Raw genomic sequence first — 20845 nt, 5'->3', positions numbered from 1 at the left:
ACGGCCGCGGGATGGTCGGCGGTTCGCGCGGCGGTACTGTCGGGCGGGGTTCGCGCGGCGGTACTGTCGGGCGGGGTTCCTACTGTCGGGCGGGGTTCCGGGCTACTTCTCGATCGCGCCGATGTCCACGAGAGCACCGCTCGGGCGCGCCTTGCCGGTCTGGTCCGTCGCCACGTGGCCGAACGTGGAGCTCGCCCTTTGGATCGTGATCCACTCGTTGCCGACCGGCCCGCTGCGGAAGGTCCCCCAGAAGCCGTCGCCCAGGCCGACCTGTCCGAGCCTGCCGGCGAGCTCGACGTCGAGGGCGCGCCAGAACTGGATCCATTTCTCGTTGTTCGGATCCGACGGCCAGATCACGGGCTGCTCGTACCACGTCGTCCCGGTCGGTGGAATGAGCGCGCTCCCGAAGTCACTGCCCAGGATCGAGCCGTACTGCTTCCTGAGCTGCAGGATCACCTGGCGCAAGAAGTCGTCGGTCGCGACACCGTAGCCGGAGTAGCCGCCGTCCACGTACGTCAGCGTGTACTGACCGTCAGGGATCTTGTCGATCGCCTTCGTCGAAGGCGGATACCAGAGCACGGCGTGCTCTCCCGTGTCGGTGCCGACGGAGATGACCGAGTCGGAGCGATGGGCTCCGTTGAGGTCGAGCGCGTCCGCCAGCGCGATCGCCTCCTCGTCTCCCAGCTTCGGCCAGCGTCTCCTGTTGAGATCCATCCAGGCGGGGACGGGCACGAGGATCTGGCCGAAGTCGATCCGCCCGACGAGGTTGTATCCGCGGCTGCGGAAATCGAGGATGGAGCCGGGGAACCAGTCCTCCGCGGCGCCGTTCAGCTTGTTCCCGACGACGATCGAGTTCTGCAGGTACACGTACTCGACCGTGTGCGCGTTCCCGATCGTGGCGGCGACCCCGCCGCCGCCGACGTTGGGCTTTCCGCCGAAAGGAACGTCGGGCGACGGACCGTTCACCTCGTTCTCGGCGATGGTGCTCGCGACGACGTAGAGCGAACCGCCGCCCATGTAGATGCCGCCCCCGCGGTAGTAGTACTGCCCGGTCTGGGGCAGGGCCGTGTTGTCCTCGACAAGATTGCGCGCCACGGTGCAGTTCGAGACGTACATCGTGGCCAGGTTGTCCGGCCCGCCGGACAGCGTGAAGATGCCGCCGCCGTATGCGTGCTGGGCAGTCACCCTGTTTCCGCTGATGGTGCACCGGCTCAGCGACGTGTCATTGCCCTGTCCGATGAAGCTCGAGGGTGGGCCGAGCCTCGCTCCCCCCACCGAGTAGATGCCGCCACCCGCGGCTCCGTACCCCATGGCGGCATTGCCGCTCACGATGACATCCAGGAGCTTCAGCCCGTTGGCGTAGATCCCGCCGCCGTAGGTGCCGCGGTCCCGGCTCGCACTCGTGTCGCCTTCGACCGTGTTGCCCGCGATCGTGCACCGGGTGAGCGTCGCGGTTCCCCACACCGCGAGCCCGCCGCCCCGCGCGAGCGTGTACGGCTGGGCCGTGTTTCCCGTCGCCTCGGCGGCGGAGTACCCGGAGGAGATGGTCACGTTCGTCATCGTCAGGTTGCCGTAGACGGCGAGCACGCGCGCGTGGAGCGCGGCGCCGCCGTTCCAGCGAAGCGTGATCCCCTTCGGCAGCATCGAGGCGTCGATGACGACGTTCCTGTGCGCGTACAGTGCGGACCGGCCGTAGTCGCGGTCCTGGTATCCGGCGTACGTCATGCCCGAGTACACCTCGCCCGGCAGGATCGAATGCTCCGCGCCGACGAGGCCGAGCTGGATCGTCCCGCCGTCGAGGCCGGGGGCGAAGGTGATCGTGTCGCCGGACGCCGCCGCGGCGAGAGCCGACCGGAGCGTCACGGTGCCGGGCGGTGGGGCAACGATGTCCTCGAGCGAGTTCACCACCAGGGACCCGCCAACCGCGCTCATCACCTGGGCCGAGATCGTCAGCGTCAGCGTCTCCCCGGTGAGCGGATCGGTCGCGGACGCCCTCAGCTGCTGTAGCGACGCCGTGGGCCCGAGCGTCCAGCGAACGGAGGCCGTCCCGTCGCTGGCGGTCGTGACGGAGCTGGCCGTCACGGATCCCCCGCCGGCGACCACCTGGAACCCGACGGTCTGGCCCGACAGCGGCACGCCGGCGAGGTCCTCGAGCCGGACGACGACCGGCTCTGGGAGCATGGTGTTGATCGACCCGACCTGGTCTCCACCCGAGACGAGGACGAGCCTCCCTCGATTGGAGGTGGCCGTCAGGGCGACGCCAGAGAAGGCCGTGGTCGCGTTCAACATCACGTACCAGGTCCCAGCCGCGGGGCTGGTGATCGTGCACGACTCGATGGTGGTCCTGCCGGCGCTCCGGCAATCGAAGGTTCTCAAGGTCGGCACCGCGCCGGACCGGAGGTACAGGTCGGCGTTTCCCTCCCCTCCGCTGGTGCGCACGGTGAGAGAGGCCTGACCGGCAGGGACGTCGGCGGTATAGCAAAGGCGATCCGCCTTCGCGGCGGCCAGCTTCGTCTCGACGCCGTTCTGCAGCGGGACGCACGCGCTCGCGCCGCTGTACTTGGCCGTGAGGCTGACGCCCGAGAAGGCCCTGCGGGCGTACAGCATCACGTAGTACGAGGCGTTCGCGGCGGGGGCATCGATCGTGCACGCCTCGTCGTTTCCGGTGCGCGCGCTCCGACAGTCGTAGGCCCTCAGGGTGGGGACGGCGTTGACCGCCACGTAGAGATCGGCGTTGCCGCTCCCGCCGCTCACGCTCACGGTGAGCCAGCTCTGATCGGCAGGCACGCTGATCACGAAGCAGGGCGTCGCGCCCGCCGGGGCCGACAGGCTCGGGAGCGCCACGCCGTTCTGGAGCGGGGAGCAGGCGGTTGCGCTCGGGACGGTGCTCGCCTCGAGCTTCGCGTCCGAGAGCACCGATGCCGATGCGAGCGGTTGCTCTCCGATCTCGCCCGAGTCCCCGCAAGCGAGCGTCGCAGCGACGACGGCGATGACGAACCGGATCGTTTGCGCTTTCATGGTCACCCCGTCGCGTCTGCATCCGCACAGGGACGAGTCGCCGACAGGTGAAGATGGATCCGATAGGCGCTCGGCCGCCATTTCCATCGAAGGGTGCGGCGCGCGCCCGCGCCACCGGCACGCCTCCGGCAATGGTGACCGGGCAATGCACCGCGAGCACTACCACGTTCGCGCGGCCTCGCGCCGCGCGACGGTCTCGTGACCGCATTCGCATTTGGTACGGGCGCTACGAGGGCTTGCGAGCATGCGAGGCATTCGAGCGCTGCGAAAAGCGGTCACAGGCCCCGCCGGGCGGGATGACACCGGGCCTTCCTCGCTGGAATCATTGGACGCGTTCCGACGGACGCGCCGCCCAGGGAACACAATGAGTGATTGCTCGACAGCGGTGACGTCGGGGAGCAGGTCGGCTGTGACTGGATCGGCGTCGAAACACGACGCAAGGAGGGGCGACATGGTGCGGGCTCTGTTCGTGGGGGTGGTACTTGCAGGTTTGGCCGTCGCCGACGTCGCCCGAGCGGGCGGGGGGAACGATCAAGGTGGGAGCACGCCGTTCTGTCAGCCGATCAACGGCTCCTATTGCGCTAGCATCAACGTCTTTGGCTGCGCTTTCATGGATCTTCCCAAGCCGCCCCCTGAGTGCAGCCCCGAGAACCCCGACTACCCCAACTGCCTGGATTTGCTCGCGCCGGTTGGCGGCAACTTCTTCGAAGTCGCGCTCTTGAACGCACTCGAGAGAGCCAGGGGGCAGCTCTGTTATCAGTTCCCGACCCTCGACGGGGGGAACTGCAGCATCACGGGATTCGAGGTGATCAGGCAGGGCGCGCTCTTGAGCGGACCCATTGTCGGCTGCAAGGCCGGCGAGTACCGGGTTGACCTCCGCGTCTGGTATCTGAAACCCAGCTACCAGGACAACTGAGACGGGACGACCTGAGCCGGACCGCGCGAGTGCCATCACCTGAGCTGCGGTGCGGCCGCGCTCCACGAAAGGCCCCGCCGCCGTTGCTGCTCGACGGCGGCGGGGCTCGTGCGACGTGCTCTTCGCGACAGTTTGGGCGCCCGGCCCGAGAGTAACCCGGCGGCGAAGCTCGTCGGGGCAGACCCGGACAAGCGAACGGGCGTGGTCGAGGTGTGCAGCGTGAGCGACTGGCTCGCGAAGCGGCCACCTGACTGGATGCCGGGCGGTGGCTGTCGCCGGTAGCTTTTGGGCCTGGAGACTTCCGCTCAGATGGACCTCGCTCGCGCGTTCGAGATCGGCAGCAGCTTCTAGACTGCCGCATCGAAGGTTCGAAACCGGTTTGCCTGGGTTGGACCGCGGGATCAGCCGGTACGTGTCGGCGAGTGCCGGCCCCCGCGCTCGGCGTGCGTGCGAGCGGCGGGCAGAGCGGGGCGGTCCCGGCTGATCTTCGCCCACGGACCCGGGGAGCGCGTCAGGCGATCAGCGGCAGCGCGCGGCCGTCCACGCGGCGGGTGGTCACACCGGTGAGACGTACACCGCAGAGGCCTACCCAGGAGCCGACCTGATGGTCGTGCAGCCCGGAGCATGATCGGCTTGCTTGACGAGAGGAGACTCTATGCAGCGAACAGCGATGGCTATTGCCGGTTGCCTGTTGCTGGCTTGCGGGGCGCCGGACGTTGCCGATCCCGTGAGCGGGTCGCATGCGTCATCAGCGTTGACCTTGGAGTCGCACGCGATGTCGGCGGCGGAGGTCTCCGTGTGCCACCGCGCCGGCGGGCGATGGGTTCCCCTCAGGCTTCCCGAAGCCGCCGTCAAGAGCCACGTCGGCAACCACGGAGACTTCGTCTACGACCCCTCCGCAGGACAATGCTGCACGGATGCAGACTGCGGCGCTGGCCTGTCATGTAGGGTTTCCGTCGGCCTCGATGGCGAGAGCCTGATCGGCATGTGTCCCAGGGCGGGCAGCGGTGGCATGATCGACCCCAAAGCCGTCCTGCTCGCCATGGGCATTTTCGGAACCAACTCCGGCTTTGCCGTTCCCTTCACCGGCGTCTTGAGCCGAGACGCCACCGGCCTCTACTCCTTGTCTTTCACGCTCAACGGCATCGGTGCACAGGTTCGGCTGGCGAATTTCGTGCCCAGCAGCGGGACGACATTGGCGGAGAACTTCTCGACGCAAGTCACGGTCACCTTCCCCCCGCGAAACGTCGGCCTCATTACGTTCGAAGATAATGACCCAGCATCTTGGCGGAGTTACCTCAACCTCAACTTTTCCGTGACTCCGCCTACGTTGTTGGGTGTCGGCACCGTCGACCTGATCAACGCCGACGTGGCGGGATTCACCCTTGACATCACAGCGCCCGACTACCCGGTCGTCTTCGTTGAATCGGCCGGTTCGTATAGCATCTTGGGCATCCAGGGAGTCTATGTGCAGCCGACTTCCTATATCGGGAACGGGTCAGGGCGGGCCGGGTTCTATATTGATCTGCCCGACGGTCTGCCGACCATCCACTCGAACGTCCTGGTGTTCAGGGAAGCCGCGTACGGGGTGCAGTTGTAGGCGGAACGAGTCCATGGCGTGGTCGCTGGTTCAATTCCTGTCACGCGGCGACGGCAGGTAGGAGCCGTGCCGCGGTTGTCGCTCGTCATCACGGGGGCTTACGCGATGCGAGACCGTCCGCGGGACGGCCGACGGTTCGTGCGGCGGTACTGTCGGGCGGGAACCCCGGTTCGTGCGGCAGTACTGTCGGGCGGGAACCCCGGTTCGTGCGGCAGTACTGTCGGGCGGGAACCCGGGCGGGAACCCGAGATGGGCCTCTAGGCGAGGACGATGAGCCGCGCCGCCCTATCCTCCCGTGGGCACGGGGAGCCGCCCGAGCGCGACGAGGCACGCGATCGCGTGGTACGTGCTCGGAGGCGTCGTGCCGAGGCCGGGCTGCGGCCCGAACCCGCCGTTCTCCGCGACGTACAGGGTCGTGACGAACCTCTCCACCTCCGTACCATCCACGACGTCCAGGCGGCCGACCTCCGCGAGCGCCCCCAGCACGTAGGCCTCCTCCTCGATCTCGGGGAGTGAGGTGAACTTCCCTTCGCGGAACCGCCCCGAGTACCGGGACGCCGCCAGGTGACGCGCCACGCCCGCTGCCGTCTCGGGATCGAGCGCGCCGACGAGCTTCAGCGACCGCACCGCCATGTGAGTCGCGGCCGGCGAGGGGATCATGCCCGGGCGAAGCGAGAAGCCCCCTTCCGCGGCGCGATGCGACGACACGAAGGCAGCGGTGCGGGGGCGGTCGACGCGATCGAGCGCGCCCAGGATCTCGAGGGCGGCGAGCGCGTGGAACGTCGTGCCGAGCGACGCGTCCGCCTCCGCGACGCGGCCACGGAAGCCGCCGTCCTTCCCCGCCAGCGACGCGAGGAACGCCACCGCGCGTGGCCGGTCGACCGCGTCGAGCGCGCCGAGGAGGGCCAGCGTGCGCATCGCGTAGAGCGTCGGCACGACGTGCGAATCGCCCGTCGCGGGCGCGACGGTGAACCCGCCGTCGGACGCCTGGCACCTGCGAAGGTAGTCGATCACCTGGGCGCGGAGCTCCGGCGAGATCGCCCCGCCGAGCGCGCGCGTCGCGTACAGGTTGTAGAAGGCGAACGAGGGGGACTCCGGGAAGCGGTCCCAGCGATCGCGACGGGCCCACTGCTCGAGGTACCCGAGCGTCTTCGCGGCGTCGGGCGCGCCCCCGGCGGCCACGCCTCGCGCCGGGTCGCGCAGGCGCGGGGGGCCGAGCCGCAGCACCGCGCCCAGCAAGCCCGCCCACACCACCGCCACAGCCACCGAGACCATCACGACCCGTCGGGTCATCGGAACCGCCTCCGTGTTTCGAGAAGACCGTGGAATGGCGCGGTCGCGGGAGGCGCGCGCCCCCCGCGACCGGCTCCCGTCACGCCGCTAGTGCGGCGGCACTCCCCACGACGCCGACTTGCCGGTGTGGCACGTGTTGCACACGCCGATCGCCCGCGAGTCGTTCTGCAGCGCGATGTTCTGCACGTTGTCCTTGGCGAGCGTCGACGGGTTCAGCCCGTGCGGCGAGCCGTGGCAGGACGAGCAGAGCACCTTGTCGAACTTGTGGCCGCTCGAGTTCAGGTACTTGCCAAAGATGCCGAGCTTGAGCGAGTTCGGGTCGGTCGAGGACAACTCACCGTACTTCGGCCCATGGCACTGCCCGCAGGTGGGCAGCGTCCGCTCCGACCACGGCTGCGCCATCTGGTTCTGCGCGATCCGCTGGTTCAGGTCCCCGTGGCAGTCCGTGCACCAGATCGGCTGACCGCTCGCGTTGGTCTTCTGCGTGTGCGTGTCCCGGTAGCAGTTCACGTTGTTGCCGGGGTGGCAGTCGTAGCAGTTCTTCGCGATGTTCGCGTCGTACGACGTGAGCACCGCGGAGCTCTGCGCGTGGAACCGATGCAGCACGTCGGAGAACGAGTACTGCGAGACGCGCACGTCGGCCTTCGTGAACGTGGCGCCCGCGAGGATCTGGTAGTTCGGGTACACGCTCGCGAACCCCGGCGCCTGGCTCTCGCCCATCGCGGGATCCCAGTGGCACACCGAGCAGCGGATGGGGCCGCCCACGCCGTCGCCGTCCGGATCGAGCTTGGAGAAGTCGATCCCGGCGTCGCGCGCGTGCAGCATGCCCATGGTCTCGAACGACCCCGCTGGCGTCGTGGGCTTCCCGTACTCGCCCGCGAGCTTCACGTGGCAGTTGCAGCAGCCGCCGAAGGCGACCGGCACCGTCACGTCATCGCTCGCCATGACGTTGCCGGTCGCCGTTTCCACGACCTTGATCCGTCCGGTGAGGTACGGCGTCCGCTTCGGCCCGCCGAGCGGGTCCGTCATGATGTCCGTCGACGTTCCCGTCACGACGGGATAGGCCGGGATGCCGGCCTTCTCGAAGTAGGTCGTCGCCGCCGTGGTCTTGAGCTCCATGTCGCCGCTCAAGGTCGCGCCCGTGAGCCCCTGGATGCGGCCGTCGGCACGCACCGGCGCGAAGCCTGGGAAGAGCTTGGGGGCGTTCTGGATCCAGTTGGCGAAGTACGGGTCCGCCTTCAGGCCCGCGTCGCTGTTCTCTACGACGTCGTAGGTCACCTTGTACTGGCTGCTCGCGCCGAGCAGCACCGGGTCGAGGCTTCCGGTCTGGAAGACCTGGGCGCGGAGCGTGTTGTACGGCGGCAGCAGCATGAACGTGCTGAAGCTCGGACACGCGCAGTGCATCCCGAGATCGTTGCTCGCCAGGATCTTGAAGCTCGGCGTCCCGCCCGGGCTCCTCGCGGCCTGCGTCGTCTCGCTCATGCCGCCATCCGTCGCGCCGCCGCAGGCCAGCGTGGCGGCGGAGGCGATGAGGACGGCGAGGGTGCGTCTTGTCATGTGCATCCTCCCAACGTTCGTTCGTGATCGCTGGCGCCGGCGCACCGAGCGCAGACGCCGGCGAGCGCGCACACGTCCCCCGCTCGGGGCGAAGCCCGCGCGCACGACGCGCCCGGGCTCCGAACCGTGCCGCATCGCGGTCGCGTCGCCTGAGCATCACATGAGCAAGGGGCACGCCATGGGGCGTGCGCCCGTCATTTCGCGAGGTTCGGGCGCCGGCGCAGGTGACACGCCCGCGCTGTCGCGACAACTGGTTGCAACGCGACGTCGCTAGGAGGAACGCGTGATGCGGCGCTCACGCATCCATCGCCAGAGCGTGGACCGGGAGGTCGACAGCGCCCGCGAGGTGTGGCCGATGTGCCAGCGGTTCTCCTGCAGCGCGGCGAGCAGCCGCTCGCGGCCGGGCGGATCCCGCCGCCTCGACGCGACGCGCGCCTCGTCCTCGGCCTCCTCCGGCGCGTCGCGCGACACGCGCGGCGCCTCTGCGGCAGGACCGCTGACCTCGGACGGGAGGTCCTCCGGCTGGATCGTGTGTCCGGTCGCGACCGTGGCGGCGTACTCGAGCGCGTTCTCCAGTTCCCGAACGTTGCCGGGCCAGCGGTACTCCTCGAGCAGGCGCAGCGCTTCCGGCGACATCCTCAGCTCGCGGCCAGTGCGGGCCGCGGAGCGCGCGAGCAGGTGACGCGCCAGCGGCGCCACGTCCTCGCGGCGCTCGCGGAGCGGTGGAATGTCGATGGGGAAGACCCGCAGCCGGTAGAGCAGATCTTCGCGGAAGCGCCTCGCCTCGACCTCGCGCCGGAGGTCGCGGTGCGTCGCCGCGATGATCCGGACGTTCACGGTGATCGTGCGGCTGTCGCCGACGCGCTCGAACGACCGCTCCTGGATCACGCGGAGCAGCTTCGCCTGCACGTGCAGGGGGAGATCGCCGATCTCGTCGAGGAACAGCGTGCCGCCGTCGGCGAGCTCGAAGCGGCCGGTCCGGTCCCTCAGCGCGCCCGTGAACGCGCCGCGCACGTGCCCGAACAGCTCCGACTCGAGGAGCGCGTCCGGGAGCGCGGCGCAGTTGACCGCCACGAACGGTCGCTCGCGCCGGTGCGACCGCGCGTGGATCTCCTGGGCGACGACGCCCTTGCCCACGCCGCTCTCCCCGCCGACGAGCACGGAGACGTCGGAGTGATCGAGGCTCTCGACGAGGCGGCGCACGCGCTCCATGGCAGGGGACCGCGCGACGAAGCCCGTGGAGCGAGCTGGACCGGCGGGCTCGCCTATCTCCGGATCCGCCGGACGGAGCACGATGAGATAGAGGGCCTCTCGATCGCAGGCGCCGCCGAGGTGGCGCAGCGGCGCTGCGGTGACGGACGTCGGCCGTCGCCCACCCTCGCCATCCGGGAGCCACGCGCGCCAGCCCTCGCGGCGCTCGCTCGCCGCGAGCGCCGCCCGGAACGGCCCGTCCGCGCCGAAGAGCTCGCACCCGAGCAGCTCCGTGATGGGGCGGCCGCGATAGCGATCGGCCGCCCCCGGTCCGAGTAGATCGTCGAGCAGCGGAGAGACGTGCCGCATCCGGTACTCGGCGTCGAGCGCCACGCACACGCGCCCGAGCGACGCGAACGCGGCGGTCACTGCCTGGAAGGCCTCCTCGTGTGGCTGCGCCCGGGGTGCCATGCCCAAGGGACATGATGCCCGCGGCGGGCCGGAATCGTGTGCCCCATAAGGGGTACGGGGTGCCGCTCAGTCTGGGTGCGCGGTTTCGTCACGTGCGTTGCGGTGAGGAGCATCGCGCGTCAGCTCAGCTCCGCTCGGGCGGCACCGCGTACGCGCCGACCAGCTTCAGTAGATAGACCGGCGCGAACCACTCGAGCCCGATCGGCCACCCGGCCCCGCAGGCGAGGAAGAGCCCGGCCGCGACCGCGGCAAACGCGACCGGCTGGGCGACGGCGCGGGGCGCGAGCTCGACCAGCGCGGCCGCCGCAAGCATGCCCGCGTAAAGCGCGGCAGCGGCCGTCCACGGAACCGAGAATGCTAGCGGCAGCACCAGCGGATGCACGTGCGCGGCGTAGAAGAGCGCGCGGGACCGGGTGCGGCCGGGCCGGTGGACGGACCGCTTGGCAGCCGAGGTGGCGTTCGAGACGACGCCGCCGCTGAAGTCGAACGCGATCCCCATCGCGAGCACCCACTGGAGCGCGCTCCAGCCCGGGCTCCGCGAGACCGCGACCACGGCCGCGACGGCAGTGATGCCGAGCGTACCCGCGAGCCAGACCGTGGCCTCCGCGGTGGTCGCATCCGGCCCGGACAGGCGGCGGAAGATCGTGACGAGAGGTGAAGAGGGCGCGGGCTGCCGACCGCCAACGAGCTCCGGCTGTGGGATGGACATGGGGAGCGTGATCATCGCGGGGACGACTCCGGACCTGCCTGCGGCATGGCGCCGCGCGTCGCGTGCGGCGCATCACCAGGTGTGCGTGATTCGAGACGGCGCAGAACGCGTGGACGAGAACGACTCGGACAACGCGCAGCCGCTCGTCGGTGCCTCGCCGCGCATAGGGCGGCACCGGAAGCGAGCGCGACCGAGTTCCTCTTCGGGTTGATCGAGCGCGGAGCGTCATGCCTCGGCTCCAGTTCGTGGTCGGCGGGGCGAACCGGCTCGGACTGCTCGTGCCCGTCAGCGTCGGCTACGGCCTGTACTTCTTCTGAGATCCGTCGAGTGGCTCCGCCTCGAGTAGGGCGGCTCGAAGGCTGGTCAGGAGCGTTTCGAAGAAGTACTTGTATCGACCAACATGGACAAGAAGCCACGGATCTTCATCACGCCGTTCGGGAGCGTGTACCCGCTCTACGTGCAGAAGGCAGCGAAGAAGGGACGGACGAAGGAAGAGGTCGACGAGATCATCACGTGGCTTACGGGCTACAGCGGTGAGCAACTTCGGCGCGCCATCGACGCCGAGGTCGACGTCGAGACGTTCTTCGCCCAGGCGCCCCGGATGAACCCGAGCGTGGGGCTCATCACCGGGGTGGTGTGCGGGGTGCGCGTGGAAGACGTTGCCGACCCGCTGATGCAGAAGATCCGCTACCTCGACAAGCTGATCGACGAGCTCGCCAAGGGCAAGAAGATGGCGAGCATCCTCCGGCGGTAGCGGCGCCGCAGCACCGAGCGAGGTGACTGCTCGGGAACACGTGTACGGCCGTCTCCGAGCTCCTCTCTCCAGAGGTTGCCTCGCCTGGTGAGCTGTAGACGGCACGTCGGATCCGAGTCGAAGTGACGTCCTACATCGAGCGGCCGCGTCAACTCTGGACGACCCACGACGTCGCACCGTGTTCGTCTCCGCCGAGAAGCAGCGCGGGCAACTTCAGAGCCAAACCTGGCTTGAGCTCGATGGCGTGATCGTCGACGTTGACGATCGATCAGGTCTCGTCGTGGAAGGGCCTCACAGACGTGCTCGCGTCCTGGTTCATCGTCGGTGCGCCGAGAGTCACGCGTCGAGCACGAACTATTTCTTGAACGTGCTCCGTCATCGCCGTCGTCGTCGATGAGGGCGTGCGCGGCGCTGCGCTCGTCGCGAGCCCGCGAGGAGCTCGTCGAGCGCCGACAGCCACGCGGATCTGAAGCCCCACGCGCCGGTGCCGGAGCTTCCCGGACTCACCAGCGCGTGCACGGTCGCCCGCCTGCACCTCGCCGGCTGTCGTGCCCAGCAGTGAGACGCGGGCGAGGTGTTCGCGCGCGACGGGCTGACCGCCGTCCTCGACGCTGGCGACGATCTCGGCGCCGGCTCGCTTGGGGCGCGACCGATGGACGTTTCCCGGCCGCCGGGTCGAATGCGTGGGCCCTCCCTTCCAACGGCTCGTCGGGAGGGCATCTCTCCTGTGCCGAGTCTGTCGATTCGGGCCGGTGTGGTTCGTGGTCCTGGTGGAGGACGAGCGTATGCCCAAGATCGTCGTGAATGCATTTCTGACCCTGGACGGCGTCATGCAGGCCCCCGGCGGCCCCGACGAGGACCGCGACGGTGGCTTCGCGCACGGAGGCTGGCAGGCCCCCTATTCCGACGACGTCACCGGACGGCTGGTCACCGAGGGGATCACGGACGCCGACGGTTTCCTGCTCGGGCGAAGGACCTACGACATCTTCGCCAGTTACTGGCCCAAGATCACTGACCCCAACAACCCAATCGCGACCGCGCTCAACTCGCGGCCAAAGTATGTGGTGTCGCGCAGCCTCGATCGCGTCACCTGGAACAACTCCAGCCTGATCAAGGGCGACGTCGTCGCCGAGCTCCGGAAGCTCCGGCAGCAGCCCGGCCGGACCGTGCACACCTGGGGCAGCACCGGCCTGCTCCAGACGCTGCTGAAGAACGACCTGATCGACGAGTACCGGCTGTTCATCTACCCGGTGGTGCTCGGCTCCGGCAAGAGGCTCTTCGGCAGCGGCACGGTGCCGGTGGCGCTCAAACAGGTGGAGTCGGTCACTACCGGCAAGGGCGCGACGTACCATCGGTTCGAGCCCGTCGGGAAACCGGAGTACGGGCAGATGGGCACCTAGATCGTTTCTGCCCGACCTCCGATCCGGCGGTCGCTATTGCCTGAGCGGAGTGGAACGCTGGGTGTCGTGCTGCGGCCGGATACGTCGGTTTCAGGACTCAGTGGTGATGAAGTACTTGGCGAGGGGGGGGCCGGCGAACTTCTCGCCCATCAACCGCGCGAAGAGGAGCACCGAGCTGCGTGGGCGGTGGTTCACCACCACGTGCTCGGCCTTCCCGGCGGCGTTGCGGGTGACCGTTACGACGACGCTGGTAGGCTCACCGCGGATCTTGCAGGTGTAGTCCTCGAGGAAGCCGTTGTCGCCGTAGTCGCCGGTGAACTTGAACTCCTGCTGCTCATACAGCTCGCGGGCGGTGACCACGATGGTCCGGACGGCGTCGGCGCCGTGCGCGACGCCTTGCATCGCCGCGCCCTCCAGGGTGACGTCGTCGGCCAGATTGTCCAGCCACAACGGGTAATAGGGCTTTCCCATGTACATGACGTGCCTCCACAGGGTCCGGCAGCGGTCGGTGTCCGACAGATGAACTCGCTTCAGACTCTCCCGTGGACGCCGAGGGCGTGAATCTCACCGGGTTCCTCCGTTCTCGCCCACCACCGCGAGGACCAGCTTTCCTCGGGGGTGGTCCCTGATCCCCCGCTCATAGGCCTCGCGTGCCTGGTGGAGCGGCAGGACCGCTTCGACAATCGGTCGTATGATGCCGGCGTCGATCAGGCGAGAAAGCTCGTTCAATTGTGTGCGGCTCGGTTCTACGATGAAGAACAAGCCTCTCACCGCGCGACCGGCCACCCACTCCGGCGGCGGCGGCCTCACGATCGTGACGAGCAGCCCGTCCTGCCGCAGAACGGACCACGACCGCTCCCTGATCGTGCTGCCGATGGTGTCGAGGACCACGTCGACATCGTGCACTACGGTCTCGAACGGCGTTGCCTCACGGTCGATGACATCGTCCGCGCCGAGCTTTCGCACGAAGTCAACGTTGCGGGCGGAGGCAGTCCCGATGACGTGCGCCCCGCGCCAGCGGGCGAGCTGGACGGCGAAGCTGCCAACACCGCCCGCAGCGCCATGAATCAGCACCCGTTGCCCGGGCGTGAGCCGCGCGTGGTCGAAGAGAGCCTGCCACGCTGTCAGGGCGGAGAGCGGGGTTGCCGCGGCGCTCGCATGGTCGAGGCTGCGGGGTTTCGGGGCGAGGTCGGTAGCGCGCACAGCTACGTACTCGGCCGCTCCTCCCTCCCGAAAAAAGTCGGTCAGCCCGTAGACGGCACCGCCGACCTCGACATCTCGCACGTCCGGTGCGACAGCCACGACGACGCCCGAGACTTCGTGGGAGGGTATCAACGGAAGCCGGCTGCGGCCCTCGGGCGTCTCCCAGATCTGCCAGGTGAACTCGGCCGGGGAGATCCCGGCGGCATGGACGCGGACCAGCACGTCGCCCGGCTGGAGCGCGGGAATCGGGGCATCCTCGTAGACGAGCGCTTCCGGGCCACCCCGACGGTGGATACGGATCGCCTTCATGGTCGCCTTCGTCATTTCTGAGGGTCCGGGATCTTCAGCTGCTCATCCCGTTCACGGGTACGCAGGCGTCGGCCCCGCGCCAGCATCCGGCCTGAGTGTGTGCGCCGCCGCGTCGCGGTACGGGGCCAGGAACGCCGTCAGCGCCGCAAGCATGTCCTCGGGAGCCTGCTCGGCGACCCAGTGGCCCGCACCGGAGATGACCACGCTCTGCACGTCGTCGGCGAGGGGCTTCATCGCATCGCCGACGTGTTCACCCCAGCTTGCCGCTCCGCCGATCGCTAGCACGGGCATCTTCAGCCGCCGGGTCTTGCGCTGCTCGTTCTGTGCGAGGGTCGCATCGAGCGCCCGGTACCACCCGAAGCTGCCGCGCAGGGCTTCCGGATTGGAAACAAGGCGGACGTAGAACGCGATCAAGTCGGCGGGCAGCTTCCCGCCCTGGATGGCGAACTCGTAGCCGAAGAAGAGGTCCTCCCGTCCCTCGACGAGCTGTTCCGGCAGCTTCTCGACGCGGTTGAAGAAGAGGTGCCAGAGCTTGGCGTTGAGCGGCGCGGGAACGAACAGGGGCGGTGACGCACTCGCCAGTGGGGGCCCGGGGATCTCGGCGAGGGCTACGCGGTCGATCCGGTCCGGGTGATCCGCGGCCAGCGCGTAGCTGATCGCGAAACCGGTGTCGTGGCCGACCACGGCGAACCGCTCGTGGCCGAGCGCGTCCATCAGCGCGATCAGGTCGCCAGCGAGGGTGCCAGTGTCGTACCCGTCCTGCGGCTTGTCGGACAGCCCGATACCGCGCTGGTCGACCGCGATGACCTCGAAGTCCTTCGCCAGCACCGGCATCACCAGCCGCCAAGCGTACCAGTTCTCGGGCCAGCCGTGCACCAGCAGCAGCGGCTGCCCCTCGCCTCCGATCACCGCGTGCTGGCGGAGGCCGTCGGTGTCGATGTAACGGCTGGTGAACGTGTCGGTGAACCCGGCCGGGAGATTGGGCGCACCGGAGACGGAGCCCGGGCCTTCCGGGGTGACGTGCGTGGACCGTGAACTCATGACGGGATCCTTTCACGAGGCTTGACGACCTTCGGTTGGACAGGCCTGATCATCCGGGGAGGGGACGCTCGCGCCTCGCCGAGCGCCACCTGCCTTCAACCGACGTGTTCATCCGCTGTGCCAGAACCGGCGAGATCTCGGCGAGCCCGTCGGGAGGGCTGCCGGGTCGCGGGAGGCGAGGCGTCCATGCCGAGAACTCGGCAATTGCCGATCAGTTCGGCACGCTTCCGCCGCGAATCGATTCAAGGAGGGCGCGTCGGGCCATGACGCGAACTCGCGTCTCCCTGGATCCCAGCGGGTCGGGGCACCAGCCCGATCACTTGTTCAACTCGGCGCGCCAGGACGAGCAGGTCGCGGTCGCGTCCGGAGGCCGCATCGAGTTCGAGGCCCTGCGGAAGCCCTTCCGGGTTCAGTGCCATTGGAAGGCTGATCCCCGGTATGCCGGCGGAGCTCGAGGGATGCGTGTTCCGGGCGAGGAAGATGTCGCTGACGTCCTTGCCGCCGACCTGGAACATCCATTGATTCTCGATCCGGGGCGCTGCACACGGCGTCGTCGGGAAGAGCAGCGCATCGGCGCGTCCAAATACAATCGACGCGAGCCGCCGGCGCAGCTCTGGCCTGCCCGCGTTCAGCGCGGTGAGATACTTCTCCTCAGAGACGTAGTCTGCGCCGGAGGGCACGACGGCGCGTGACCAGCTGGCGTTGATGTGTTCACCAAGGCCCGCATGGATCTGCTCGAAGGAAACGGGCACCTCGTTGGAGGCGAGGAATTCCCGAACGGCGGGCATCGTCTCGTGGAAGAAGATGGGCCACGTCGTGCGAGCGGTCAGGTCCAGGAAGTCTCCACCCAGATCGACCTCCACCAGCCCGGCCCCTGCGTCTTCGAGCTTGCGCATTGTCTCGCGGAACGCAGTCTCCGTCCGAACGTCCACACCGGCCAGATGCTGCCGGGGCGCGTAGGCGAGCTGGACGCCCGTCAGGTCGCGAGCTGCGTTCGCGCTTCGAAGCGGGCTTCCGGTGAGGATGGAATCCACGAGCTCGCAATCCTCGACGCTGCGCGCGAGGAGACCGGTCGTGTCCAGGGTTCCAGAGATCGGCGCGACGCCCCGGGTCGGCCAGCGGCCCGGCGTCGGCTTGTACCCAACGACACCGCACAACGAGGCAGGAACACGGATCGAGCCGACGGTGTCCCCACCGAGCGCGGCGGGAACGATGCGGGCAGCCACCGCGGCACCCGACCCGCTGGAGGACCCGCCCGTCACGTGAGCCTCGTCGTACGGGTTCTTCGCCTGGCCATGGTGCGCGTTGAGCCCGGTGAGGCCGTACGACATCTCCTCGAGGTTGTTCTTGCCGAAGATGATCGCCCCCGCCTCCCTTAGCGTCGAAACCGCCAAGGCGTCGCGCATCGGCTCGAAATTCGCCAGCACGGAGGTGCCGAAGGTGGTGGTCAGCCCCTTCGTGAGATAGCTGTCCTTCACCGCGAGAGGCACACCGAGCAAGGGAGCACTGCGTCCTCCTCGGATCCGACGGTCGGCGTGCCTGGCGGCCTCCAGCACGGCGACTTCATCGATCGTGATGAAGGCGTTCAGGTCGGCGTGCGCACGCGCCCGCTGCAGCAGCCGGCCGGCGAGATCCTCGGAGGAAACGTCGCCGTTCCGGATTGCACGTGCTGCCGCGACGAGGCCGAGGTCGTGCAGCTCAGCGCCGCTGCGTGACAACGTTCGGTGCTTCTCCATCCCTGCCTCTCACCGCGCCGCCGTTTCGAGCAGGTGCTCGACCTTGGCGTCGAGATCCCTGGCGACGACGAGTGCCGCCTGACTGCCGTAGGGAGCGATGAGGCTCGCCATCGAGTCGTAGGAGAGGTGCACCCCGTCGGTGCGCTCGTCGATCAGGATCGTCACTGGCGCGTAGGATGCTGCGTCGGGAGTCGTCCTGGCCATCTCCTTCATGATCAGCGGATTACCGACCATGAGGCGGAGGATCCTCGGGACTCGACCGCCTCCCTCCTTGCGCAGGACCTCGCCGGCGTCGAAGCGGACGAACTCCATCAGGTTCGAGGGTCCGATGGCCGCCCGAACGATCCCTTCCAGCTCCGCAACGCTCGCTGCCGCTTCGAGCGCGTTGTGGAACGCCATCATGTCAGGACGGCCGATGGTCGCCGTGAGGCGCCTGACGGTCTCCTCGAATGGGCTAGACGAGACGACGCTGATTCTCCGGACCTGGACCTCTGTGGTTGTTCTCTCGCTCCTTCCACGTCCGGCCACCGTCGTGAGGAGCTCCTCGGAGCCTTGCTCGGCGGCTCGCCCGGCGTGCGCGGCGCGTTCGTGAACGTGGGCGGTCGGGGTGCGGTCGATCAGGAGACTGAGCAATTCCGGCCGGGCGTAGTTGCCGCGCGAGTCCATCAGCTGCTTGCGCTTGTCGATCAGCGTGAAGTCGAGGTCGGCGATGACCACGCCCTCACCCGAGCGGATGGGTTCGCCCAGCAAGGTCCCGTCGGGAGCCACGATCGCGGTGAAGCAGCCGCCGGAGATCGGCCCGATGCTGCAGCCGGTGTCCTTCATGATCTGTGCTTGCTGATCGGGGTCGAGCCAGGCCGTCGCGGTGACGACGAAGCACCCGGACTCCAATGCATGCTGCCGGACGTTCGTTTCCGTCTGCTGCGCAAACAGCTCTCCGAAGATGGAGCCCGGATACATGGCCGAGTGGATCTTCTCGCCGTCGGCCATCATCGCGTAGCGCGCCAAGGGGTTGTAGTGCTCCCAGCAGGCCAGCTGGCCAATGCGGCCGACCTCGCTGTCGACGACGCGCAGGCCCGAACCGTCTCCCTCGCCCCAGATCATGCGCTCGTGATAGGTGGGCGAGATCTTGCGGCGCCTCTGGACCAAGGTCCCATCGGCATCGAAGAGAAGCTGGGCGTTGTAAAGGGTTCCGCCGTCGCGCTCGTTCACGCCGATGGACACGACGATTCCCGCCTGTCCGGCAGCTTCGCCGATCGCCTCCGTGGCGGGGGACGGCACCGTCACGGCCTGCTCGATCAGCTTCCGTTGCTCGGGTCCGGCGATGTTCTGCAGGGGAGTCTGGACGAAGGAAAAATACGGGTAGTACGGGATCACGGTCTCTGGGAACGTGGCGAACTGCACGCCCTGCTGCCCGAGGTCGTGGATCTTCCGCGCGACCTTCGCGACCGTTGCCTCGCGGCTGTAGAGCACGGGACTCATCTGAACGGCAGCGGCCTTGACGAATCTCATGTGATTCCCTTTCCGGAGCGTCTGGCGCGGTCCGGCCGATGCGTCCAGCAACAGCGTCATCGGGGAGGAACATGAACGACGTCCTCCATGTAGCGGCCGGCGGCGGCGGCGGCCTGCTCCGGACTGCTGCCGCTCTGACGGGCGCTGAGGTAGGGCGCGTACCAATCCCACCAGTGGTGCTCGGCGTGCGTCTTCTCGAAGTCGTCGTGGTGCTCTGCCGTCTCGTGGAGGAGCTCTGCAAGCGTTGCGACGTCTGTCGCTCGTGCTCGCGTCGACGTCCACTCGCGGCCGGGAAGCCGCGTCTGGATCTCCTGGAGCAGCCACTCGTTCCCGTCCGGATCCGCGAACGAGGCAAACGAGTGGTAGGGACGACCTTGCGGGTCGCGCCCGCTGACGCGTGAGCTCTTCACGGAGGTGTTGAAGGGGCCGCCGGCGTAGTGGAAGATCTCGCTCACCTCGACGCCGTGGGTGATCAGGTCCTTGCGGGCGGCCTCGAGGTCGTTCACGACGAGGACCAGGCTGTCCACCGAGCCAGGCTTGGGCGAAGTGACTCCCTTGCCGAAGATGATCGAGGCTTCCGAGTTGTGCGGCGTCAGCTGCACGGCGTGGAAGCCGTCGCTCGCGACGTCGGCGTCGAGCCGCCAGCCGAGATTCTCGTAGAACGTCTTCGCACGGTCGACGTCGGAAACGCCGAGCATCGCGACTTCGAGCCTCATGTCGACTTGGGGTTCGGCCATTGCGTGCTCTCCGTCATGGAACGATGCATCCGCGCTATGTCGGCCGCGCGTGTGGCAGCGACCCGGTCGACGCTTCGGTTCGCGATGAGCGTGACGCGCGCTGCCCGCCCACGCTCGCTGGAGCAGCAAGTGGCATGCCCGCCGGCTGCGACCGGATCGTGAGTCGCGTCGGTCCGTGGCACGACGCGACCTGCGGTGGGCGCCGGTCGAGCGCCCGCCGGTGGGCCCGCAGGCGCACGCCGAGAACTCGGCAATTGCCGATCCTCCGGCACGGCGGCTACTCAATCGGCTCCGAGGCCCTGCTAGGCTCAGGCTGCTACCGCCGCCCTCGCCCGCTCGGGCGTGGCGCGAGCTCCCGCCCGTGTGCGTCCCCTGGGCTCAGCAGGCCCAGCGCGGCTCCCCCTGGGCAGGTCGCGACGCGTGATGAGGAGAGTCGAAGCGTCAGCCACGCCTCGCGGCCTCGATCGTGGCGACGTCAATCTTCTTCATGGGCATCATCGCCTGGAAAGCGCGCCTCGCTTCCTCACCCCCTGCCGCGAGCGCTTCGGTCAGGACCCGCGGCGTGATCTGCCAGGACACGCCCCACTTGTCCTTGCACCACCCGCACGCGCTTTCCTGGCCTCCATTGCCGACGATCGCGTTCCAGTAGCGATCGGTCTCCTCTTGGTCGTCGGTCGCGACCTGGAACGAGAACGCTTCGTTGTGCTTGAACTCGGGTCCACCATTCAGGCCCATACAATGCACCCCAGCTACGGTGAACTCGACCGTCAGCACGTCGCCCTTCTTGCCGCTGGGGTAGTCGCTGGGCGCGCGGAAAATGCGACCCATCGCGCTATCTGGGAAGGTCTGGGTGTAGAAGCGGGCCGCGGCCTCGGCGTCCTTGTCGTACCACAGAACGATCGTGTTCTTGGCCATGTGCTCGTCCTCCGTTCGGGAGCGGTCGGTATTGGGGTGAGGCCATGTCGGCCGATGCCAGGGGGCAGTCGATCCGTGAGGTGCTAGTCGTAGCCGCCGCCCGCTGCACCAGGAACCGTCCAGCGCCCAGCGATGCGACGACCGTCGGAAGGCGATGCCACTGCCGCTGAACGTTCGTCACCGGGCGCCGTCGGGGCTCGCGTCCCCGAGCTATTCGCGTACCAGCGCCCCATTCACCACGAGCGCGACCTCGACGTTTCCGCGGACCGCGGCGGAGTAAGGGCAGGTCTGGTGGGCCCTTCTGACGAGGTCGATGGCCTGCTGCGTATCGGCGATGGACGGCAATGATATGTCGAGCTCGACGCCGAGCTTGAAACGCCCATTCTCGATTGGAATCAACGCCACCGTGGAATCAATGACGGCATCGTCGGCCGTGAGGCTCATGCGCTGCCCGAGGATGCGGAGCACGGTTTCAAAACAAGC

General features: G+C 68.3%; 16 protein-coding genes and 1 pseudogene. 4 read left to right on the top strand and 13 right to left on the bottom strand.

Going from position 1 to position 20845, the window contains the following annotated elements; genetic code table 11:
- Positions 1-102 precede the first annotated feature (102 nt).
- On the bottom strand, positions 103-3018 hold the full coding sequence (locus MNY62_RS12910) for a pre-peptidase C-terminal domain-containing protein (RefSeq protein WP_242344588.1): 2916 nt from the start codon (positions 3016-3018) through the stop codon (positions 103-105).
- Between the two features lie 451 nt (positions 3019-3469).
- Here MNY62_RS12910 and MNY62_RS12905 point away from each other — a divergent pair, with 451 nt between their 5' ends.
- Together MNY62_RS12905 and MNY62_RS12900 are read left to right on the top strand one after the other, a co-directional pair.
- Entirely contained in the window at positions 3470-3934 is a 465-nt protein-coding gene (locus tag MNY62_RS12905; RefSeq protein WP_242344587.1) for a hypothetical protein, read from the top strand.
- Positions 3935-4589: 655 nt separating this feature from the next.
- The gene (locus MNY62_RS12900; RefSeq protein WP_242344586.1) at positions 4590-5534 is read left to right on the top strand and encodes a hypothetical protein; all 945 of its coding nucleotides are present in this window, start codon (positions 4590-4592) and stop codon (positions 5532-5534) included.
- A 285-nt stretch (positions 5535-5819) separates the two neighbouring features.
- Here MNY62_RS12900 and MNY62_RS12895 read toward each other — a convergent pair whose 3' ends face one another.
- The 4 genes from MNY62_RS12895 to MNY62_RS12880 all read right to left on the bottom strand — a co-directional run bounded on the left by MNY62_RS12895 (position 5820) and on the right by MNY62_RS12880 (position 10755).
- Positions 5820-6827 (bottom strand): prenyltransferase/squalene oxidase repeat-containing protein, encoded by a 1008-nt coding sequence (locus MNY62_RS12895; protein WP_242344585.1) that lies wholly within the window; start codon positions 6825-6827, stop codon positions 5820-5822.
- Positions 6828-6914: 87 nt separating this feature from the next.
- Positions 6915-8384 carry a hypothetical protein gene (locus tag MNY62_RS12890; protein WP_242344584.1) on the bottom strand — a complete coding sequence of 490 codons (1470 nt, stop codon included), beginning with the start codon at positions 8382-8384 and terminating at the stop codon, positions 6915-6917.
- A 270-nt stretch (positions 8385-8654) separates the two neighbouring features.
- Complete coding sequence (locus tag MNY62_RS12885) at positions 8655-10046, bottom strand: sigma-54 interaction domain-containing protein (protein WP_242344583.1); 1392 nt, start codon at positions 10044-10046, stop codon at positions 8655-8657.
- Positions 10047-10170: 124 nt separating this feature from the next.
- Complete coding sequence (locus tag MNY62_RS12880) at positions 10171-10755, bottom strand: hypothetical protein (protein WP_242344582.1); 585 nt, start codon at positions 10753-10755, stop codon at positions 10171-10173.
- Between the two features lie 400 nt (positions 10756-11155).
- Here MNY62_RS12880 and MNY62_RS12875 point away from each other — a divergent pair, with 400 nt between their 5' ends.
- Entirely contained in the window at positions 11156-11509 is a 354-nt protein-coding gene (locus MNY62_RS12875; protein ID WP_242344581.1) for a DUF2200 domain-containing protein, read from the top strand.
- Between the two features lie 785 nt (positions 11510-12294).
- The gene (locus MNY62_RS12870; protein WP_242344580.1) at positions 12295-12909 is read left to right on the top strand and encodes a dihydrofolate reductase family protein; all 615 of its coding nucleotides are present in this window, start codon (positions 12295-12297) and stop codon (positions 12907-12909) included.
- Positions 12910-12999: 90 nt separating this feature from the next.
- Here MNY62_RS12870 and MNY62_RS12865 read toward each other — a convergent pair whose 3' ends face one another.
- The 8 genes and pseudogenes from MNY62_RS12865 to MNY62_RS12830 all read right to left on the bottom strand — a co-directional run.
- Positions 13000-13386: a hypothetical protein gene (locus MNY62_RS12865; protein ID WP_242344579.1), complete on the bottom strand. Its 387-nt coding sequence runs from the start codon at positions 13384-13386 to the stop codon at positions 13000-13002.
- A gap of 87 nt (positions 13387-13473) precedes the next feature.
- On the bottom strand, positions 13474-14436 hold the full coding sequence (locus tag MNY62_RS12860) for an NADP-dependent oxidoreductase (RefSeq protein ID WP_242344578.1): 963 nt from the start codon (positions 14434-14436) through the stop codon (positions 13474-13476).
- A gap of 36 nt (positions 14437-14472) precedes the next feature.
- Entirely contained in the window at positions 14473-15462 is a 990-nt protein-coding gene (locus MNY62_RS12855; protein WP_242344577.1) for an alpha/beta fold hydrolase, read from the bottom strand.
- A 242-nt stretch (positions 15463-15704) separates the two neighbouring features.
- Entirely contained in the window at positions 15705-17198 is a 1494-nt protein-coding gene (locus MNY62_RS12850; protein ID WP_242344576.1) for an amidase family protein, read from the bottom strand.
- Positions 17199-17207: 9 nt separating this feature from the next.
- Positions 17208-18770: a nitrilase-related carbon-nitrogen hydrolase gene (locus MNY62_RS12845; protein ID WP_242344575.1), complete on the bottom strand. Its 1563-nt coding sequence runs from the start codon at positions 18768-18770 to the stop codon at positions 17208-17210.
- A complete protein-coding gene (locus MNY62_RS12840) occupies positions 18767-19426 on the bottom strand; it encodes a VOC family protein (RefSeq protein WP_242344574.1) in 660 nt (219 codons plus the stop codon). Before MNY62_RS12840 ends, MNY62_RS12845 begins: the two co-directional genes overlap by 4 nt.
- Before the next feature lie 462 nt (positions 19427-19888).
- Positions 19889-20362 carry a VOC family protein gene (locus MNY62_RS12835; protein ID WP_242344573.1) on the bottom strand — a complete coding sequence of 158 codons (474 nt, stop codon included), beginning with the start codon at positions 20360-20362 and terminating at the stop codon, positions 19889-19891.
- A 210-nt stretch (positions 20363-20572) separates the two neighbouring features.
- Positions 20573-20845 (bottom strand): annotated as a pseudogene (locus MNY62_RS12830) (Ohr subfamily peroxiredoxin); the annotation flags it as partial.

It is taken from the genome of Anaeromyxobacter terrae (assembly GCF_022690685.1).
Taxonomy (GTDB): domain Bacteria; phylum Myxococcota; class Myxococcia; order Myxococcales; family Anaeromyxobacteraceae; genus Anaeromyxobacter; species Anaeromyxobacter terrae.
The sequence above is the reverse complement of the archived record's forward strand: the minus strand, read 5'-3'. Positions and strand labels throughout refer to the sequence as shown.

Coding starts and splice junctions, on each gene's coding strand:
- MNY62_RS12910 (WP_242344588.1), bottom strand. CDS start 3,018: ATGAAAGCGCAAACGATCCGGTTCGTCATCGCCGTCGTCGCTGCGACG.
- MNY62_RS12905 (WP_242344587.1), top strand. CDS start 3,470: ATGGTGCGGGCTCTGTTCGTGGGGGTGGTACTTGCAGGTTTGGCCGTC.
- MNY62_RS12900 (WP_242344586.1), top strand. CDS start 4,590: ATGCAGCGAACAGCGATGGCTATTGCCGGTTGCCTGTTGCTGGCTTGC.
- MNY62_RS12895 (WP_242344585.1), bottom strand. CDS start 6,827: ATGACCCGACGGGTCGTGATGGTCTCGGTGGCTGTGGCGGTGGTGTGG.
- MNY62_RS12890 (WP_242344584.1), bottom strand. CDS start 8,384: ATGACAAGACGCACCCTCGCCGTCCTCATCGCCTCCGCCGCCACGCTG.
- MNY62_RS12885 (WP_242344583.1), bottom strand. CDS start 10,046: ATGGCACCCCGGGCGCAGCCACACGAGGAGGCCTTCCAGGCAGTGACC.
- MNY62_RS12880 (WP_242344582.1), bottom strand. CDS start 10,755: ATGTCCATCCCACAGCCGGAGCTCGTTGGCGGTCGGCAGCCCGCGCCC.
- MNY62_RS12875 (WP_242344581.1), top strand. CDS start 11,156: ATGGACAAGAAGCCACGGATCTTCATCACGCCGTTCGGGAGCGTGTAC.
- MNY62_RS12870 (WP_242344580.1), top strand. CDS start 12,295: ATGCCCAAGATCGTCGTGAATGCATTTCTGACCCTGGACGGCGTCATG.
- MNY62_RS12865 (WP_242344579.1), bottom strand. CDS start 13,386: ATGTACATGGGAAAGCCCTATTACCCGTTGTGGCTGGACAATCTGGCC.
- MNY62_RS12860 (WP_242344578.1), bottom strand. CDS start 14,436: ATGACGAAGGCGACCATGAAGGCGATCCGTATCCACCGTCGGGGTGGC.
- MNY62_RS12855 (WP_242344577.1), bottom strand. CDS start 15,462: ATGAGTTCACGGTCCACGCACGTCACCCCGGAAGGCCCGGGCTCCGTC.
- MNY62_RS12850 (WP_242344576.1), bottom strand. CDS start 17,198: ATGGAGAAGCACCGAACGTTGTCACGCAGCGGCGCTGAGCTGCACGAC.
- MNY62_RS12845 (WP_242344575.1), bottom strand. CDS start 18,770: ATGACGCTGTTGCTGGACGCATCGGCCGGACCGCGCCAGACGCTCCGG.
- MNY62_RS12840 (WP_242344574.1), bottom strand. CDS start 19,426: ATGAGGCTCGAAGTCGCGATGCTCGGCGTTTCCGACGTCGACCGTGCG.
- MNY62_RS12835 (WP_242344573.1), bottom strand. CDS start 20,362: ATGGCCAAGAACACGATCGTTCTGTGGTACGACAAGGACGCCGAGGCC.